Here is an 18,094-nt window from a genome sequence, read left to right as displayed (position 1 = left end):
CTGATATCCCTGGGCGTATGGAGCGCCCCGAGATCCCCCTCCCCCAGCTGCACGCCTTCGTCGTCCTCGCCGAGGAGCTGCACTTCGGCCACGCGGCCGCCCGGCTCGGCGTCGCCCAGCCGCCGCTGAGCCAGCAGATCCGGCGGCTGGAGGAGAAGGTGGGCCATCCGCTGTTCACCCGCGAGCCGGGGCGGGTGGCGCTCACCCCGGTCGGCCGGGAGCTGCTGCCCGCGGCCAGGGCGGCCCTCACCGGCCTGGCCGACGGCCTGGCGGCGGCCCGCGCCGTCGGCACCGGCGAGGCCGGCCGGCTGCGGATCGGGTTCTCCGCCTCGCTGGCCCTGACCGTCCTGCCCGGCCTGCTGCACACCTTCCGGCAACGCTTCCCTGCCGTGGAGCTGGACATCCGCGAGATGACCACCGCACCGCAGCTCGCCGCGCTGCGCGAGGGCGCCGTCGACGTCGGCCTGCTGCGCGAACCGCCCGCCGCCGAGCCGGGGCTGGACTTCCGGACGGTGCTCAGCGAGCCCTTCGTCGCCGTGCTGCCGAAGGCCCACCCGCTGGCCGCCCGGCGCACCCTGCCGGTCGGGGAACTGGCGGACTCGCCGTTCGTCCTGCTGCCCCGGGAGGTCGGCCCGCAGCTGTACGACCGGATCACCGGCCTGTGCACCGCGGCCGGATTCACCCCGCGGATCGTCCAGCACGCGGTGGAGTGGCAGACGGTCTGCGCGCTCGTCGGGGCCGGGCTCGGCGTCTCGCTGGCGCCGGCGAGCATCCGGCGCATCCGCCTCCGGGGCGTCGCCTTCCGCGGGATCTCCCCGGCCGGCGCCCGCACCCGCGTCGCGGTGGCCTGGCGCGGCGCCGACCGCAACCCCCTGGTCGCCCAGCTGCTGACCGCCGTCACCCAGGACCGGCCGACCGCGTCCTGACGCTCCCGCCCGGGCCCGGAGGAGGGAGGAGCCGCTCCCCCGATCGAGGGAGGTCCGCCGCGGACCGCCCGACCATACTGACGGCACGTGATCAGCCGGGACACGGCCACCGCCGCGCCGCCGCCACCGCCGATCAGCGCCCGCCGGCGTGCAGGTCAGCACGCGGCCACCGACCTCCCGATTCCCTTCGGCGACCCCTCAGGAGCACGTTCGTGCGTAAGCAAACCACTGGTCTCGCCCCCGCGCCCCGGCCACGGACCACCCGAACCGGCCCGACCGGGCGGCGCGCGGTCCGGTCCGTCGCGGCCGCGCTGGCCGTCGCCGCCGTCACCGCGGGGGTCCTCGCACCGCCCGCCGCCACCGCGGCCCCCGGGCCGGACACGATCCAACGGGGCCTGAACGCCCTGGTGCGCACCGACGGCCTGCCCGCCGCGCTGGCGAGCGTCAGGAGCCCGGACGGCCGCACCCGCAGCTACACCGCGGGCGTCGGCGACGTGGCCACCGGCGCGAAGGTCCCGGTCGACGGGCAGATCAGGATCGGCAGCAACACCAAGACCTTCACCGCGGTCGTCGTCCTGCAGCTGGTCGCCGAGGGGAGGATCGGCCTCGACACCGACGTCGACACCTACCTGCCGGGCGTGGTCCGCGGCGAGGGCATCGACGGGCGCGGCATCACCGTCCGCCGGCTCCTCCAGCACACCAGCGGGCTGCCCGACTACGAGCAGGACCTCGACGAGCCCGGCCTCCGACACCGCTACTACGAACCCCGCGAGCTCCTCGACATCGCCCTCCGGCACAAGGCCGACCGCGCACCCGGCCAGGCGTTCGGCTACAGCAGCACCAACTACGTGCTGGCCGGCCTGATCGTCCAGCGGGTCACCGGCCGGCCCCTCGCCGAGGAGATCGACCGGCGCGTCGTCCAGCGCCTCGGGCTGCGCCACACGTCCTTCCCCGCCCCCGGCGACCGCACCATCCGGGAACCCCACCCTCACGGCTACCGCAAGGACCCGGCCGGCGGCCCGCTGCAGGACTTCACCGAGATGGACCCCTCGGCCGGCTGGGCGGCGGGCCAGATGATCTCCACCAACTCCGACCTCAACCGGTTCTTCACCGCACTCCTCAAGGGTGACCTGCTGGCCCGGCCGCAGCTCGACCAGATGCTCACCACCGTCGACATCCCGGGCACCGGGGCCAGGGCAGGGCTGGGGATCATCAGCCGGCCGCTGACCTGCGGCGGCGTCTACTGGGGCCACGGCGGCGACATCCCGGGCTACGAGACCCGGGGCGGGGTCACCGAGGACGGCCGCGCCGTGAACGTCGCGGTGACCATGGTCCCGCCCGACGACGCGGTCACCCCCCACGTCGAGTCCGTCATCGACCGGGCCCTCTGCGGCTGACGCACCGTCCGGGCCCGGCGCACCACGCGCCGGGCCCCACGGCCACCCTCACGACTTCCCGTTCCCCGCCCCCTCAGCCCGCCAGCCCCGGCACCACCAGACCGGACTCGTACGCGATCACCACCGCGTGGGTCCGGTTCTGCGCGCCCAGCTTCATCAGCACGTTCCCGACGTGCGTCTTCACCGTCTCCACGCGCACCGCGAGGGACTCCGCGATCTCCGGGTTGGACAACCCGGTGGCCATCGCCCGCAGCACCTCCTCCTCCCGCCCCGTCAGAGCCGCGGACGGCAGCGCCTCGGCCGAGGCCAGCGGGCGGGCGGTGACCATCCGGCCCAGCGCCGCCGGGAAGAGGACCGCCTCCCCGGCCGCCACCACCCGCACCGCCTCCGCGATCTGCCGGACCGGCAGCCGCTTGAGCACGAACCCGCTGGCGCCGGCGCTGAGCGCCGCGGTGACGTAGCCGTCGTTCTCGAAGGTGGTGATCACCACGACCTTCGGCGGCTCGACCGATCCGGCCAGCAGCTCCCGGGTCGCGTCGATCCCGTTGCGGCGCGGCATCCGCACGTCCATCAGGACGACGTCCGGCCGCAGCAGCCGGGCCCGCTCGACGGCCTCCACCCCGTCCGCGGCCTCCCCGACCACCGCGATCCCCGGCTGCGCGGCGAGCAGGGTGCGCAGACCGCTGCGGGTCACCTCGTCGTCGTCCGCGATCAGGAGGGTGACGGGCGCGCCGGACGGCCCGGCCTGCGCGGCCGGGCCGTCCGGGGAGTCCGGGGAGTCCGGGGCCTCCGTGGATCCCGGGCCGTTCGAGCCGTCCGGGGCCTCCGTGGATCCCGGGCCGTTCGAGCCGTCCGGGGCCTCTGGGGAGCCCGGGAGGCCCGGAGCCTCCCGGGTGCCGGAGCCGGTCACGCCGCCCCCCGCACCGGCAGCCGGACCGCCAGTCGCCAGACCAGGGGCCCCTGCTGCGGCCCCTGCGGGCCCGCCTCGATCTCGCCGTTCAGCAGCCGCACCCGCTCGGCCAGCCCGGGCAGTCCGTGCCCGGACGTCGGGAAGGCCCCGCGCGGCGCAGCCGCCCCGGTCGGGTTGACGACCGTCAGCTCCAGGGCGTCCGGCCCGACCGCCACCCCGACCCGGATCGGGCCGCCCGACCCGTGCCGCAGGGCGTTCGTCAGGCCCTCCTGCAGGATCCGGTAGGCCGCCCGGGAGAGCGTGCCCCGGACGTGGTCCAGGGCGCCGGACAGCTCGGGCTCGACCACCGCCCCCGCGTGCCGCAGCCGCTCCAGCAGATCGGGCAGGTCGGCCAGGGTCCGGGGCGGCGCCGTGCCGGCCTCCTCCTCGCGCAGCACGCCCAGCACGTAGTCCAGGTCCTCCAGTGCGGCCCGGGCCGACTCCTCGATGCTGCGCAGCGCGGCCCGCGCCGCCACCGGGTCGGCCGCGAGCACCTCGCCGGCCACCGCCGCCTGGATCGTCGCGGCCGTCAGCGTGTGGCCGATCGAGTCGTGCAGCTCGTGGGCGAGCCGGTTGCGCTCGGCCAGCCGCGACTCCCGCTCGGCCGCCAGCGCCAGCCGCTCGGCGGGCGAGGGCCCCAGCAGCCGCGGCGCCGCCCCGCGCAGGGCGGCCGTCGCGGCGGCGCACACGGCCGCCGCGAGCAGGACGCAGCCGAGCGCCAGCAGCCAGCTCCAGACGCCCGTCACCCGGAGCGTCCGTCCGAACAGGCTGAACCGTGCCTCGGTGCCGAGCCATCCGCCCGGCGCGGCCACCGCCAGGGCGAGCAGCAGGCCGGTCGCCAGCGCCGCCGCCCACCCCACGGCCGTGTGCAGCACCAGCCAGGCCGGCGTCCGCCAGCGGCCCCCGCCGGGCGGTGCGGCCGGGGCCGTCCCGACGCCCGGCGGGCCGGCGGCCCCGCGGCGGCCCACCGGATCCGGCAGCGGCACCCGCAGCATCCGGCGGGCGAGCCGGGTCAGCACCCGCCTCGTCGCGGGGGCCAGACCGAGCAGGCCGAGCAGCACCGCCCAGACGAACAGGACCAGCACGGCCTGCACCGCGTACGGGGCGGACCGCCACGCCGCCGCCGGTGCGAGGGCGAAGGGCAGCAGCGGCACGCTCGCCGCCGCGCCGCAGAAGGCGAACAGAACGCCCGAGTACGTGGAGCCGCTCAGCAGCGGCCGGATTCCCCTGATCATGATCGTCAGTATGGTCAGGCGCCCCGCCCGCCACCTCCCCCGATCGGGGGAGGGCCACCACCGCCCCCGGGCGGGCGGCGGAGCGCCTCAGCCCCGCAGCTCCCGCCGGATCACCAACCGCAGCCCCGACCACACCGCGTCGATCGCGCACACCTTGTTGTCCACCAGCCCGGTGGGCAGCGCGGCCTCCCGCACCCCGTCCCCGTCGAGGTCGCTCACCACCCCCGAGGACTTCTTCGGCCAGGCCACCCAGAGCCCGGCCGCCGGCCGCATCAGCGCCCGCAGGTCGGCGAGCCCGGCCCGGTAGGCGGCGCGCCCGGCCGGGAACCACACGCAGACGTCGAACGGCCCCTCCGTCACCAGGCTGACGCCCGGGGGCAGTTCGGGCACGGTGAAGCCGTCCGGCGCACCGGCGAGCAGCAGCTCGTCGCCCGCCCGGATGCCGAGCTTGCGCGCCAGTGGCGCGCCCTGCTCACCGGCCACCGCTCCGCCTCCCTGCTCCGGAGATCCGGGCTGCGCCGGGCCCTCAGGCGTCCAGCTCGGCGAGGAAGTCCAGCGCGACGGCCCAGGCCCGCTCGGCGGCCTCGGCGTCGTAGTCGGCCAGGTCCTGGTCGGTGAACAGGTGCCCGGCGCCCCGGTAGCGGTGCACCTCGACGTCGGCCCCGGCCCGGCGCATGTTCAGGTACCAGGCGTTCAGCCAGTCCTCGGTCTCGAACGGGTCGGGCTCGGCGACGTGCAGCTGCACCGGGATCTCGGTGGCGGCGTCCTCGCGCAGGTCGGAGGTGCCGTGCAGGAGCAGCAGGCCGCGGGCCTTCTCGTCGGCGAGGGCGAGGTTCTGGGCGAGCGAGCCGCCGAGCGAGAACCCGGCGTACACCAGGCCGCCGTCGGAGTGCGGCGCCGCCGCGACGACGGCCCGCCGGAGCAGCTCCTCGCTGCCGCCGAGCTCGTCCTGGTGGGCGATCCCGGCCTCGATGTCGTCGAAGGTCCGCCCGTCGTAGAGGTCCGGGGTGTGGACGGTGTGCCCGGCCGCCCGCAGCCGGTCGGCGGCGGCGTGCACGGCGGGACGCAGCCCGAGGGCGGAGTGGAAGAGGACGATCTGGGCCACGGCGGGGTCCTTCGACGGCTGGGGGCGGGTACTCCTCCATGATCTCCCATGGACGGGCCGGACTCCTCCCGGCCCGAACGGCATCCGGACCGCGCCGGAACCACGCCCGGACCGCGCCCGAACCGCACCCGCCCGCTCCCGCCCCCGGGCCGGATCCGGCCGATCCGCGACGGACCGTCAGGCCGCCGATTTACCAACGCTTTACCAACCGGTAGCCTTCGGCCGTGAACGATCTTGTCGATGCCATGACCCCCGCCCGCCCCGGCCGCCGCCGGCTGCTGAAGGCCGGGGCACTGGTCGCGGGCGGTGCCGCCCTCCCGCTGGCCCTCACCACCCCCGCCGAGGCCGCCGGGGCCACGCCGGCCGCCCCGGCCCCGGCCCCCGCCACTGCCACCGGGTCAGACCCCGCGGCCCCCGCCCCGCGCTTCCTGCACGGCATAGCCTCCGGCGACCCCCTCCCCGACGGCGTCCTGCTCTGGACGAGGGTGACCCCCGCCCCCGAGGCCGTCCCCGGCTCCGGCCTCGGCCCCGACACCGAGGTCCGCTGGGAGCTGGCCGCCGACCAGGCCTTCACCCGCGTCACCGCCGGCGGCACGGTGACCGCCACCGCCGCCGCCGACCACACCGTCAAGGCCGACGTCCGCGGACTGGCCCCCGACACCACCTACTGGTACCGCTTCACCGCGGGCGCCACCGTCTCCCCCGTCGGCCGCACCCGCACCACCCCGGCCACCGACGCCACCCCCGCCCGGGTCCGCTTCGGCGTCGCCTCCTGCTCCAACTGGGAGGCGGGCTACTTCTCCGCCTACCGCCACCTCGCCGCCCGCGGCGACCTGGACGCCCTGCTCTTCCTCGGCGACTACGTCTACGAGTACCGGACGGGCGAGTACTGCGCCCGCGGCACGGTCGTGCGCCCGCACTCCCCCGCCCACGAGATCGTCACCCTGGCCGACTACCGCACCCGCCACGGCCAGTACAAGACCGACGAGGACCTCCGCTCCCTGCACGCGAGGATCCCCGTCATCGCGATCTGGGACGACCACGAGTTCGCCAACGACGCCTGGTCCGGCGGCGCCGAGAACCACACCCCGGGCACCGAGGGCGACTGGGCGGCCCGGATGGCCGCCGCCAAGCAGGCCTACTTCGAGTGGATGCCGGTGCGCCCGTCCGTCGCCGGGACGACGTACCGCCGGCTGCGCTACGGCCGGCTGGCCGACCTGCACCTGCTGGACCAGCGCTCTTTCCGCTCCCAGCAGGTCAAGGTGGGCGACGGCGCCGTCGACGCGGCCGACCGCACGATCACCGGCCGTGCCCAGATGGACTGGCTGAAGGCCGGGCTCGCCGCGTCCGACACCACCTGGCGGCTGGTCGGCAACGAGGTGATGATCTCCCCCGTCGCCTTCCTCTCGCTCCCGGACTACCTGCTGCGCCCGCTGGCGAAGCTGCTCGGCCTGCCCGGCGAGGGCGTGGCCGTCAACACCGACCAGTGGGACGGCTACACCCACGACCGCCGCGAGCTGCTCGGCCACCTCCGGGCGAACGGCATCACCAACACCGTCTTCCTGACCGGCGACATCCACTCCGCCTGGGCCGCCGACGTCCCGAACGAGGCCGCCACGTATCCGCTGTCCGGCAGCGTGGCCACCGAGTTCGTGGTCACCTCGACGACCTCGGACAACATCGACGACACCCTGAAGGTCGCGCCGCACACCGTCTCGCTGGCGGCGGCCACCGCGCTCAGGACGGCCAACCCGCACATCAAGTGGGTCGACCTCGACTCGCACGGCTACGGCGTCCTGGACGTCACGCCCGAGCGGGCCCAGATGGACTACTACGTCCTCTCCGACCGCACCCGCAAGGACGCCACCAGCAGCTGGGTCCGTTCCTACCGCACCCGCAGCGGCACCCAGCGGATCGAACGCGTCGACGCCCCGGTCGGCTGACACGACGCGTCGACGCCCCGGTCGGCTGACACCCCGGTCGGCTGACGCCCCACCGGCCCCCGTCGGCCCGCGCCCACCGGCCCCGGGCCCGCCGCCCCCCGGCGGGCCCGGACGGCCCCGACCCGACGAGGCACTCCCAGAAGCGTGTCCGACGATCCCCGGGACACCTCCCTAGGACACCACGTCCTTGCGCGCGAACCCCCGGAACGCCAGCGCCAGCAGCACCACCGCGTACGAGAGCGACAGCGAGACCCCCTGCACCATCCCGCCCCACTCCAGCTGCGGCTGCAGCGCGTCCGCCCAGGCGTACTGCCAGTGCGCGGGCAGCCACTCCCGCAGGTCCCCGAGCGCCGTGACGGCGTCCAGCACCCCGGTGATGATCGAGGCGAACACCGCCCCGCCGACGGCCCCGAGCGGGGCGTCCGTCGCGGTGGACAGCCAGAACGCCAGCGCCGCGATCACGATCTCGCTGAGGAAGACGAAGGCCGCCGCGACGGCCAGCCGGGGCAACGCCTCGCCGGCCGACAGGCTCGCCCCGGTGGGCAGCCTGAGGTCCCCCCAGCCGTACGCGGCGGTGCCGACGAGCAGCCCGATCAGGGGCAGCAGGGCCACCGCGACCGCCGAGAACGCCAGCCCGACCGCGAACTTGCGGGTCAGCAGCCTGGCCCGGGGCACCGGCGCGGCCAGCAGGTAGCGCAGCGAGGACCAGCTGGCCTCCGAGGCGACGGTGTCGCCGCAGAACAGCGCGACCGGGATGACCAGCATGAACCCGGTGCCCACGAACAGCATGGTGGCCGCGAAGTTGGGGCCCGAGGCGGTGGCCAGGTCGATGAAGGTGGTCCGGTCCGGGCGGCTCGGGGTGCCGCCGATCTGGAACGCGGCGAGGATGACCAGCGGCATCGCCGCCAGCACCGCGCCGATCACCAGCGTGCGGCGCCGCCGCAGCTGGCGCATGGCCTCCACCCGCAGCGGCAGCGTCCGGCCCGCCCGGTAGCCCTCGGCGTGGTCCGCCGACACGGTGTGCTCCGCCTGCGCGACGTCGCTCACGCCGCACCTCCGATCAACGACAGGAACGCGTCCTCGAGCCGGCGCTGCGGCCCCGCACTCTCCACCGGCACGCCCAGGCGCACCAGTTCGGCCAGCAGCTCGCTGGCCGCCAGCCCGTCCAGGCGCACCAGCAGCCCGCCCTCGACGGCCTCCGCCGAACCGACCCCGGCCAGCGCGCCGACCTTCTCGACGACCGACTCCGGGTCGTACGGGGCGGGCACGCCGATCAGCAGCAGCTCGCCGGCGCCGACGATCTCGCCGACCGCACCGGTGGTGACCAGTCGGCCGCGGTCCATCACGACCAGGTCGGTGCAGCTCTGCTCGACCTCGGCGAGCAGGTGGCTGGAGACGATGACGGTGCGCCCGGCCGCCGCGTACCGGATCATCACCTCGCGCATCTCGCGGATCTGCGGCGGGTCGAGCCCGTTGGTCGGCTCGTCCAGGATCAGCAGGTCCGGCATGCCGAGCATCGCCTGCGCGATCGCGAGCCGCTGCCGCATGCCCTGCGAGTAGGTCCGCACGGCGCGGTCGAGCGCCTCGCCGAGCCCGGCGATCGCCAGCGCCTCGTCGAGGTGGGCGTCCTGCTCCGGCCGCCCGGTGGCCTGCCAGTACAGCCGCAGGTTGGCCCGGCCGGTGAGGTGCGGCAGGAACCCGGCCCCCTCGACGAACGCGCCGACCCGGGAGAGCACCGGAGCGCCGGGGCGCACCAGGTGGCCGAAGATCCGGATCTCGCCCGCGTCGGGCCGGATCAGGCCCATCAGCATGCGCAGCGTGGTGGTCTTGCCGGCACCGTTGGGCCCGAGCAGGCCGAGCACCTGCCCCTGCTCGACGCGGAAGCCCAGCTCCTTGACGGCATAGCGGTCCTGGGAGCCCTTGTAGCGCTTGCTGAGGCCGCTGATCTGCAGCGGCACCGCGGCGAGCGCCGGGTCGTACGCCGGCCCGGCGCCCGGCGTCCGGCGGCGCCGCAGCCGGGGCAGCAGGACCACGGCGAGGGCCACCGCGACGCCGACCAGCGGCAGCACCCAGGTGCGCGCGGGCAGCGGCGCGGCCTCGGTGACGAGCTGCTCGACGGTCGGCGCGGCGAGCGCCCCGGCGGGCGCGACCCGGTAGGTGGCCGGTTCGACGGGCGAGGCGTACGCGAGGTCGGTGGCGGCGACGACCAGCCGCAGCCGGTGCCCGGCCGGGAAGGTGTGGTCGACGGCAGGCAGCGCGACGGTGACGGTGCGGCCCGCGTCGGCGCCGGTGACCCGCAGCGGGGCGGCCAGCTGTTGGGGCAGCACGGCCTTGCCGTCCGGTCCGACGTCGTACAGCTTGGCGAAGAGCACCGCGTCGGGCCGGTCGGCCTGCACCCGCAGCGGCACGGTGGGCTGCCCGGTCAGGTGCAGCGGGCGGTCCAGCGGCGCGGAGTCGAAGGCGGCGTTCTGGCCGGGGAAGTCGAGCGCCAGCCCGGCTCCGAGCGAGGCGGCCTGGCTGAGCGCGCCGATCCCGGGCACGGTGGAGATCCCGGGCGGGGCGCCGCCGGGCGGGTTCGCGAAGGTCCGCTCGCCGTCGCCGCCACCGCCGGTGAGCTCGACGGACCGGCTGCCCGTGCCGCCCAGTCCGGGGTAGCGGTCGGCGCTGGCGCCGCGCAGCACGGCCTGGAAGCCGGTGGAGTCGACGCCGCCGGTGCGGGTGACCCGGAACGCCGGGCCGGTGTCGTTGCCGCGGCCGCGCAGGTAGTGGTCGAACCAGGCGGTCACCCGGTCGTCGACCCGGGCGCTGGTGTCGGTGCCGCCGTCGTGCCCGCCCGCGAACCAGTCCACCGAGACGGGCGCGCCGTTGGCGGCGACCGCCCGGGCGATCCGGTCGCCCTGGTCGAGCGGGAACAGCGAGTCCTGCTGCCCCTGGACGACCAGCGTGGGCGCCTTGAGCTGCCCGGCCACCGAGGACGGACTGGAGCGTTCCAGCAGGGCGACGGCCTCCGGGTCCGCGTGCCCGGCGGTGGCGACCCGGTCGTACATCTGGCACAGGGTGTCCAGGAACCGGCCGCAGCCGACCTCGGCGTCCTGGGACGGGCCGGCCTGCGGGGCACCGCCCGGCTGCGCCGCCGTCCCGCCGCCGCGCGGGGCGCCGCCCGAGGGTCCGAGGTCGCCGGCCGCGCCGGTGGTGAAGAAGATCCCGGCCCAGAGCTTCTTGAAGACGCCGTCCACCGCGCCGGATCCCTCGACGCCCTGCGGGAACAGCGCGTCGGCCAGGTTCCACCAGGTGATCTGGGTGGCGACGGCGTCGATCCGGTGGTCGTAGGCGGAGGCGAGCAGGGCGACGCCGCCGCCGTAGGAGGCTCCGGTGATGCCGACCCTCGGGTCGCCGGGCGCGTCGAGCTGCACCTCGGGCCGCTGGGCCAGCCAGTCCACCAGGTGCTTGACGTCCTCGACCTCGCGGTCGGGCGCGTTGAGGCCGATCTTGCCGCCGGAGCGTCCGAAGCCGCGCGCCGACCAGGTCAGCACCGCGTAGCCCTGCCGGGCCAGCTGCTGGGCGCGCTCCCGCTCGCCCTCCTTGGAGCCGCCGAAGCCGTGCGCGAGCAGCACGGCCGGCCTGGGGCCGGTGCCGGTGGTGAAGAAGGAGGTGTCCAGCTGGACCTGCCGGTCGCTGCCGGGGGTCTCGGGCATGCTCAGGAACCGGTCCTCCTGTTGGACCGCCTGCTCACCGCCGGACGCCACCGCGGCCGTACCGGCCCCGACCACCGCCACCAGGGCGACCGCACCGGCCACCAGTCTGCGCCGTACCGTCGTACCCCGGCCGCGCCACCGGCGCCACGCCCCACCGAACTCCATGGGGGCTGATCGTATCCGCCGCAGGGGTAGGCGTCCGATAAAGCCGGCCGCCCCGCCCGCCGGGGCCGCCCTCCGACTCCGCCCCGCACCGCCCGGAAAGCCGCGTTCCCCGTGCCCGGACCGGGCACGGGGAACCGTCTGACGGCCCTCCGGGGGGAGGCGGCTACAGCACCCGGGTCATCGTCCGGTGCGGGATCCCGCCGTCCTGGTACACCGGCCCCTCCGCCGCGTACCCGAGCCGCTCGTAGAACCCGAGCGCCTGCACCTGCGCGTGCAGCTCCACCTCACGGGCGCCGCGGGCCAGTGCGGCCGCCTCGATCGCCCGCACCAGGTCCGCGCCGAGCCCGGTCCCCCGGGCCGCCGCGACGACGGCGAGCCGCCCGAGCAGCACCCGCCCCTCGACGCCGCCGGTGAGCTTCAGGGCCTGCTCGCCGTGGATCAGCCGCGCCGTCCCCAGCGGGGTGCCGTCGGCGCCGACGGCCAGCAGGTGCTCCGAGGTGGGGTCGAGGTCGTCCCACTCCTCGTCCTCGGGGATCCCCTGTTCGACGATGAACACCGCGCGCCGGACACCGTGCACCAGCGCGAGGTCCGCCTCGCCCTCGGCGACCCGGACGGTCACCGCCATGTCAGCTCTCCGCCGAGATGATGTCGAGCGCCTTCCGCAGGTCGGCCGGGTACTCGCTCTTGAACTCGACCCACTGCCCGTCCGCCGGGTGCTCGAAGCCGAGCGAGACGGCGTGCAGCCACTGCCGGGTCAGCCCGAGGCGCTTGGCGAGCGTCGGGTCGGCGCCGTAGGTCAGGTCGCCCACGCAGGGGTGGCGCAGCGCGGACATGTGCACCCGGATCTGGTGGGTGCGGCCGGTCTCCAGCTTGATGTCGAGCAGCGAGGCCGCGCGGTACGCCTCGATGAGGTCGTAGTGGGTGATGGAGGCCTTGCCGTCGCGGGTGACGGCCCACTTCCAGTCGGAGCTGGGGTGGCGCCCGATCGGCGCGTCCACGGTGCCGCTCATCGGGTCCGGGTGCCCCTGGACGAGCGTGTGGTAGCGCTTCTCGGTGATCCGGTCGTGGAACTGCCGCTTGAGGTCGGTGTACGCGCGCTCGGACTTGGCGACCACCATCAGGCCCGAGGTGCCGACGTCGAGCCGGTGCACGATGCCTTGGCGCTCGGCCGCGCCGGAGGTGGAGATCCGGTAGCCGGCGGCGGCCAGACCGCCGATGACGGTGGTGCCGGTCCAGCCGGGGCTGGGGTGCGCGGCGACGCCGACCGGCTTGTCGACGAGCACGATGTCCTCGTCGTCGTGGACGATCCGCATGCCCTCGACGGGCTCGGCGACGATCTGCACCGGGGCGGCGGGGGCGGGGATCTCGACCTCCAGCCAGGAGCCGGCGGTCACCCGGTCCGACTTGCCGGCCACGGCGCCGTCGAGCGTCACCTTGCCGTCGGCGGCCAGCTCGGCGGCCTTCGTCCGGGAGAAGCCGAACATCCGGGCGAGGGCGGCGTCGAGGCGCTCGCCCTCCAGGCCGTCGGGTACGGGGAGGCTGCGGATCTGCGCTGCGGTACTCACCCGTACGAGTATGCCGGAAACCCGGGCCGCCCCCGTCCGCCGAGCTCCGCCCGCCCCTGGCGGGAGGGCCCGCTACTCGCCCTTGGCGCTCTGCTGGTGGACGGTGCCGTCCGGGTTGCTGCCCCGGAAGGAGAGCAGCACCACGAGGATGCCGCCGCAGACGATCGCCGAGTCGGCGAGGTTGAACACCGCGAAGTGCTGGACGGAGATGAAGTCGACGACGTGCCCGCGGAAGACGCCCGGCGCGCGGAACAGCCGGTCGGTGAGGTTGCCCAGGGCACCGCCGAGCAGCAGCCCGAGCGCGATCGCCCAGGGCAGGCTGTACAGCCGGCGGGCGATCCGCCAGATCACCACGATGACGGCCGAGGCGATCATCGTGAAGACGACGGTCAGCGCCTGGCCCATGCCGAAGGCGGCGCCGGAGTTGCGGATGACCTGGAAGGTGACGACGTCGCCGATCACCTTGATCGCCGAGTGGTTCTCCAGCCGGGCCACCACCAGCAGCTTGCTGCCGAAGTCGATCAGGAAGGCGAGCAGGGCGACGACCAGCAGCACGCCGATCCGCCGGGGGCCCTTCGGCGCCTCCGCCGCGACCGGAGCGGGCGCCTCGGTGGGCTCGGTGGGCTCGGTGGGCTCGGCCACGGCCACCTCCACGGCTTCGGCGGGGGTCGGGACGGCGTCGTCCCGGGTCTGGGGGGAACCTTGCGTACTGATGATCCGCTCCGCTGCCGATGGAGCTCCCCCGTCCGGAGCGGGGGAGGGTGGGCCCTGGTCGCCGGGCCCGGCGCATCCGGGCCGGATGCGCTGCAGGGGTCGGGCGACGTTACGGGGTCGAGCGTACGGCAAGCCCGACCCCCCGCGTCGCGCCGGTCGGTCGGTTCAGCGGCGTTCCTGCTTGGCCTTGCACTGCACGCAGAGCGTCGCCCGGGGGAAGGCCTGCATCCGGGCCTTGCCGATCGCCTTGCCGCAGGACTCGCAGGTGCCGAAGCCGACGCCCTCCAGCCGGGCCAGGGCGCGCTCGGTCTGGGCGAGGCTGTCCCGGGCGTTGTTGGCCAGCGCGAGCTCGCTCTCCCGGGAGATGTTCTTCGTACCGGCGTCCACCTGGTCGTCGCCGGCTCCGTCGTTGGAGTCGCGCATCAGGCCGGAGATGGCCGCCTCGGCGGCGTCGATCTCGTTGCGCAGGCGGTCCAGTTCGCTGATGAGCTCGGTGTGCAGCTCGTGCACCTCGCCGGTGGTCCACGGGTCCTCGCCGGGCCGGATCGGCAACGTGGCCGGGTCGACGGACTCCGCGCCGCGCGTCACGGTGACGGTGTCGGTGCTGCTGTTCTGCCGTGCGGTAGTGGTCACGGTCCCCTCCCCTGGATCGGCCGCCACGGCCTTGCGTGCCCGCTTGGTGGCGGTACCCGCGCCGGTTGCCTTCTCAGCCATGGCTTCGACCCCATCTACGAACGAATCGAGCCGCCGGTTCCCGGCGGCCTCCAGTGCCGGAACGATAATCCCGATCAAAACCGGTCACAACATGACATACCGACGCCTCACGATGATCCCACCCAGGCAGCCGCCCCAGCCGCCACGCCCCGCGCGCTGACCAGACTTGTGCCCAGATCACCCCCGCCTAACCGCCCCTTCCCACCCCCCCCGGACGGGCCCCCGGGAAACGGTTTGGACAAACGGGTTCGCCCGGCCGATACACTGGCCGTGCAAGGCGCAGATGGGACGAGTACCGACGTACGCAGCCACCAGCGACCCGGGGACGGTGCGAGCCCGGGGGTGTGCACGGCGGGAAGATCACCCCGGAGCCGCCGGAAGAACGGCCGCCCCCCGGCGGCCCGGTAGACCCGGCAGCAAGCCCAAACAAGAGGGCCGCAGTCACCATCGCGGCCAAGGAGGGTGGTACCGCGGGACGGCACGCCGTCTCGTCCCTCCGGAGGATCCAGCCCACGCATCCGCCGGAGGTAGACGCCAGCGATGAGCACCTATAACCCCGTCCCCGCACAGGTCGACCTGCCTGCCCTCGAGCACCGGATCCTGTCCTTCTGGCAGGACGACAAGGTCTTCCAGCGCAGCCTGGAGCAGTCCGAGGGCCGCCCCGAGTGGGTCTTCTACGAGGGCCCGCCGACCGCGAACGGCATGCCCGGCGCCCACCACATCGAGGCCCGCGTCTTCAAGGACGTCTTCCCCCGCTACCGGACGATGAAGGGCTACCACGTCGCCCGCAAGGCCGGCTGGGACTGCCACGGCCTCCCGGTCGAGCTCGCCGTCGAGAAGGAGCTCGGCTTCTCCGGCAAGCAGGACATCGAGGCGTACGGCATCGCCGAGTTCAACGCCAAGTGCCGCGAGTCGGTGACCCGCCACACCGACGCCTTCGCCGAGCTGACCACCCGCATGGGGTACTGGGTCGACCTCGACGAGGCCTACCGCACGATGGACCCGTCGTACGTCCAGTCCGTCTGGTGGTCGCTCAAGCAGATCTTCGACAAGGGCCTGCTGGTCCAGGACCACCGGGTCGCCCCCTGGTGCCCGCGCTGCGGCACCGGCCTGTCCGACCACGAGCTGGCCCAGGGCTACGAGACCGTGGTCGACCCCTCGGTCTTCGTCCGCTTCCCGCTGACCGGCGGACCGCTGGCCGGCCGGGCCGCCCTGCTGGTGTGGACCACCACCCCGTGGACCCTGGTCTCCAACACCGCCGCCGCCGTCCACCCGGAGGTCACCTACGTGGTGGCCACCGACGGGACGGAACAGCTCGTCGTCGCCGAGCCGCTGCTCGCCAAGGCACTCGGCGAGGGGTGGGAGACCACCGGCGAGTCCTTCACCGGTGCCGAGATGGAGCGCTGGGCCTACCGCCGCCCCTTCGACCTGGTCGAGATCGAGGACGCGCACTACGTCCTCAACGCCGACTACGTCACCACCGAGGACGGCACCGGCATCGTCCACCAGTCGCCCGCCTTCGGCGCGGACGACCTCGCGACCTGCCGCAGGTACGGCCTGCCGGTGGTCAACCCGGTGCTGGCCGACGGCACCTTCGCCCCCGAGGTCCCGCTGGTCGGCGGCCAGTTCTTCAAGAAGGCCGACGAGGCCCTGGTCGCGGACCTCCAGGAGCGCGGCCTGCTCTTCCGCCACCTGCCGTACGAGCACAGCTACCCGCACTGCTGGCGCTGCCACACCGCGCTGCTCTACTATGCGCAGCCGTCCTGGTACATCCGGACCACCGCCGTCAAGGACGCGCTGATCCGCGAGAACGAGGCCACCAACTGGTTCCCCGGGACGGTCAAGCACGGCCGCTTCGGCGACTGGCTGAACAACAACATCGACTGGGCGCTCAGCCGCAACCGCTACTGGGGCACCCCGCTGCCGATCTGGCGCTGCGAGGAGGGCCACCTCACCTGCGTCGGCTCGCTGGCCGAGCTCTCCGAGCTCACCGGCACCGACCAGAGCGCCCTCGACCCGCACCGCCCGTACATCGACGACGTGACCTTCGGCTGCCGCGAGTGCGGCGGCACCTCCACCCGGGTGCCCGAGGTCATCGACGCCTGGTACGACTCGGGCTCGATGCCCTTCGCCCAGTACGGCTACCCGTACGAGAACAAGGAGCTGTTCGAGAAGCGCTACCCGGCGCAGTTCATCTCCGAGGCGATCGACCAGACCCGCGGCTGGTTCTACACGCTGATGGCCGTCGGCACCCTGGTGTTCGACAGGAACAGCTACGAGAACGTCGTCTGCCTGGGCCACATCCTGGCCGAGGACGGCCGCAAGATGTCCAAGCACCTGGGCAACATCCTGCAGCCGATCCCGCTGATGGACCAGCACGGCGCCGACGCCGTCCGCTGGTTCATGGCGGCCGGCGGCTCGCCCTGGTCGGCCCGCCGGGTCGGCCACGGCACCATCCAGGAGGTGGTCCGCAAGACCCTCCTCACCTACTGGAACACCGTCGCCTTCCAGGCCCTGTACGCGCGCACCGCCGGCTGGTCCCCCTCCGCCGCCGACCCGGCCCCGGCCGACCGCCCGCAGCTGGACCGCTGGGTGCTCTCCGAGCTCAACACCCTGGTCCGCGAGGTCGACGCGGCCTTCGAGGCGTACGACACCCAGCGCGCCGGCAAGCTGCTCTCCGGCTTCGTCGACGACCTGTCCAACTGGTACGTCCGCCGCGGCCGCCGCCGCTTCTGGCAGGGCGACGCCGCCGCGCTCGCGACCCTGCACGAGGCGCTGGAGACGGTCACCCGCCTGATGGCGCCGCTGACCCCGTTCATCACCGAGCAGGTCTGGCAGGACCTGGTCGTCCCGGTCGTCCCGGACGCCCCGGCCTCGGTGCACCTGTCCGCCTGGCCGGTGGCCGACGAGTCGCTCGTCGACGCCGACCTCTCCCGCCACATGGCGCTGGTCCGCCGCCTGGTCGAGCTCGGCCGGGCGACCCGCGCCGAGTCGGGCGTCAAGACCCGCCAGCCGCTGTCCCGCGCGCTGGTCGCCGCCCAGGGCTGGGACGAGCTGCCCGCCGACCTGCGCGCGCAGATCGCCGAGGAGCTCAACGTCTCCGCCCTGGAGTCCCTGGCGGAGGTGGGGGGCTCGCTGGTCGACACCAGCGCCAAGGCCAACTTCCGTGCGCTGGGCAAGCGCTTCGGCAAGGGCGTGCAGGACGTCGCCAAGGCGGTCGCCGCCACCGACGCCGCCCGCCTGGCCGCCGAGCTGCGTGCCGACGGCGAGACCTCGGTCGAGCTGGACGGCGAGACGGTCACGCTCTCCCCGGACGAGGTGATCATCACCGAGACCCCGCGCGAGGGCTGGGCCGTCGCCAACGAGTCCGGTGCCACCGTCGCGCTCGACCTGGCGATCACCCCGGAGCTCAAGCGGCTCGGCATCGCCCGCGACGCCATCCGCCAGATCCAGGAGGCCCGGAAGAACTCCGGCCTGGACGTCGCCGACCGCATCGTCCTGCGCTGGCGGGCGACCGCCGAGGAGACCGCCGAGGCCATCGCCGAGCACGGCCCCCTGGTCGCCGAGGAGGTCCTCGCCACCGACTTCGCCGCGGGCGCGGCGGACTGGGACTCCGAGACCTTCTCCGACGACTCCCTCGGCCTCGCCTTCCAGCTCCGCAAGGCCTGACCGACACCCGGAGCCGC

The 18,094-nt window shown here is 74.7% G+C and carries 14 protein-coding genes; 4 read left to right on the top strand and 10 right to left on the bottom strand.

What is annotated here, in order from left to right:
• The first annotated feature begins 17 nt into the window (after nt 1–17).
• Together ACIA8Q_RS18955 and ACIA8Q_RS18950 are read left to right on the top strand one after the other, a co-directional pair.
• Nucleotides 18–926 carry a LysR substrate-binding domain-containing protein gene (locus ACIA8Q_RS18955; protein WP_360207293.1) on the top strand — a complete coding sequence of 303 codons (909 nt, stop codon included), beginning with the start codon at nt 18–20 and terminating at the stop codon, nt 924–926.
• Between the two features lie 212 nt (nt 927–1,138).
• Nucleotides 1,139–2,323 carry a serine hydrolase domain-containing protein gene (locus ACIA8Q_RS18950; protein ID WP_396317467.1) on the top strand — a complete coding sequence of 395 codons (1,185 nt, stop codon included), beginning with the start codon at nt 1,139–1,141 and terminating at the stop codon, nt 2,321–2,323.
• Nucleotides 2,324–2,396: 73 nt separating this feature from the next.
• On the opposite strand, the gene ACIA8Q_RS18945 is transcribed toward ACIA8Q_RS18950, so the two are convergent.
• The 4 genes from ACIA8Q_RS18945 to ACIA8Q_RS18930 all read right to left on the bottom strand — a co-directional run bounded on the left by ACIA8Q_RS18945 (nt 2,397) and on the right by ACIA8Q_RS18930 (nt 5,612).
• Nucleotides 2,397–3,038 (bottom strand): response regulator transcription factor, encoded by a 642-nt coding sequence (locus ACIA8Q_RS18945; RefSeq protein WP_360207665.1) that lies wholly within the window; start codon nt 3,036–3,038, stop codon nt 2,397–2,399.
• Nucleotides 3,039–3,229: 191 nt separating this feature from the next.
• Nucleotides 3,230–4,507: a sensor histidine kinase gene (locus tag ACIA8Q_RS18940; protein ID WP_396317466.1), complete on the bottom strand. Its 1,278-nt coding sequence runs from the start codon at nt 4,505–4,507 to the stop codon at nt 3,230–3,232.
• 87 nt (nt 4,508–4,594) lie between these two features.
• Nucleotides 4,595–4,990: a DUF3052 domain-containing protein gene (locus tag ACIA8Q_RS18935; protein ID WP_396317465.1), complete on the bottom strand. Its 396-nt coding sequence runs from the start codon at nt 4,988–4,990 to the stop codon at nt 4,595–4,597.
• 43 nt (nt 4,991–5,033) lie between these two features.
• Entirely contained in the window at nt 5,034–5,612 is a 579-nt protein-coding gene (locus ACIA8Q_RS18930; protein ID WP_360207302.1) for a dienelactone hydrolase family protein, read from the bottom strand.
• Nucleotides 5,613–5,857: 245 nt separating this feature from the next.
• On the opposite strand from ACIA8Q_RS18930, the gene ACIA8Q_RS18925 reads away from it, so the two are divergent.
• Nucleotides 5,858–7,555: an alkaline phosphatase D family protein gene (locus ACIA8Q_RS18925; RefSeq protein ID WP_396317481.1), complete on the top strand. Its 1,698-nt coding sequence runs from the start codon at nt 5,858–5,860 to the stop codon at nt 7,553–7,555.
• Nucleotides 7,556–7,726: 171 nt separating this feature from the next.
• Here the strand turns inward: ACIA8Q_RS18925 and ACIA8Q_RS18920 are convergent, their stop codons facing one another.
• From ACIA8Q_RS18920 to ACIA8Q_RS18895, 6 genes are all read right to left on the bottom strand, one after another.
• Entirely contained in the window at nt 7,727–8,509 is a 783-nt protein-coding gene (locus ACIA8Q_RS18920) for an ABC transporter permease (RefSeq protein WP_396317480.1), read from the bottom strand.
• Nucleotides 8,510–8,598: 89 nt separating this feature from the next.
• Nucleotides 8,599–11,415, bottom strand: coding sequence for an alpha/beta fold hydrolase (locus ACIA8Q_RS18915; RefSeq protein WP_396317464.1), 2,817 nt, complete (start codon nt 11,413–11,415; stop codon nt 8,599–8,601).
• 163 nt (nt 11,416–11,578) lie between these two features.
• Nucleotides 11,579–12,040, bottom strand: coding sequence for a GNAT family N-acetyltransferase (locus ACIA8Q_RS18910; RefSeq protein WP_360207306.1), 462 nt, complete (start codon nt 12,038–12,040; stop codon nt 11,579–11,581).
• 1 nt (nt 12,041) lies between these two features.
• Entirely contained in the window at nt 12,042–12,980 is a 939-nt protein-coding gene (locus tag ACIA8Q_RS18905; protein ID WP_360207309.1) for an RluA family pseudouridine synthase, read from the bottom strand.
• 72 nt (nt 12,981–13,052) lie between these two features.
• Nucleotides 13,053–13,697 (bottom strand): signal peptidase II, encoded by a 645-nt coding sequence (lspA, locus tag ACIA8Q_RS18900; RefSeq protein WP_396317479.1) that lies wholly within the window; start codon nt 13,695–13,697, stop codon nt 13,053–13,055.
• A 162-nt stretch (nt 13,698–13,859) separates the two neighbouring features.
• Complete coding sequence (locus ACIA8Q_RS18895) at nt 13,860–14,327, bottom strand: TraR/DksA family transcriptional regulator (protein ID WP_360207314.1); 468 nt, start codon at nt 14,325–14,327, stop codon at nt 13,860–13,862.
• A gap of 621 nt (nt 14,328–14,948) precedes the next feature.
• Between ACIA8Q_RS18895 and ileS the strand changes: the two genes are divergently transcribed.
• Nucleotides 14,949–18,077 (top strand): isoleucine--tRNA ligase, encoded by a 3,129-nt coding sequence (gene ileS / locus ACIA8Q_RS18890; RefSeq protein WP_360207317.1) that lies wholly within the window; start codon nt 14,949–14,951, stop codon nt 18,075–18,077.
• Nucleotides 18,078–18,094: the final 17 nt, after the last annotated feature.

It is taken from the genome of Kitasatospora sp. NPDC051705 (assembly GCF_044453265.1).
Taxonomy (GTDB): Bacteria; Actinomycetota; Actinomycetes; order Streptomycetales; family Streptomycetaceae; genus Kitasatospora.
Note: the sequence above shows the minus strand (reverse complement) of the source record. Positions and strands in the feature narration are given on the sequence as shown.

What these genes read in the sequence shown, in the direction of transcription:
- ACIA8Q_RS18910 (WP_360207306.1), bottom strand. Translation starts at nt 12,040, where the DNA reads ATGGCGGTGACCGTCCGGGTCGCCGAGGGCGAGGCGGACCTCGCGCTG.
- ACIA8Q_RS18925 (WP_396317481.1), top strand. Translation starts at nt 5,858, where the DNA reads ATGACCCCCGCCCGCCCCGGCCGCCGCCGGCTGCTGAAGGCCGGGGCA.
- ACIA8Q_RS18955 (WP_360207293.1), top strand. Translation starts at nt 18, where the DNA reads ATGGAGCGCCCCGAGATCCCCCTCCCCCAGCTGCACGCCTTCGTCGTC.
- ileS (WP_360207317.1), top strand. Translation starts at nt 14,949, where the DNA reads ATGAGCACCTATAACCCCGTCCCCGCACAGGTCGACCTGCCTGCCCTC.
- ACIA8Q_RS18940 (WP_396317466.1), bottom strand. Translation starts at nt 4,507, where the DNA reads ATGATCAGGGGAATCCGGCCGCTGCTGAGCGGCTCCACGTACTCGGGC.
- ACIA8Q_RS18915 (WP_396317464.1), bottom strand. Translation starts at nt 11,415, where the DNA reads ATGGAGTTCGGTGGGGCGTGGCGCCGGTGGCGCGGCCGGGGTACGACG.
- ACIA8Q_RS18920 (WP_396317480.1), bottom strand. Translation starts at nt 8,509, where the DNA reads ATGCGCCAGCTGCGGCGGCGCCGCACGCTGGTGATCGGCGCGGTGCTG.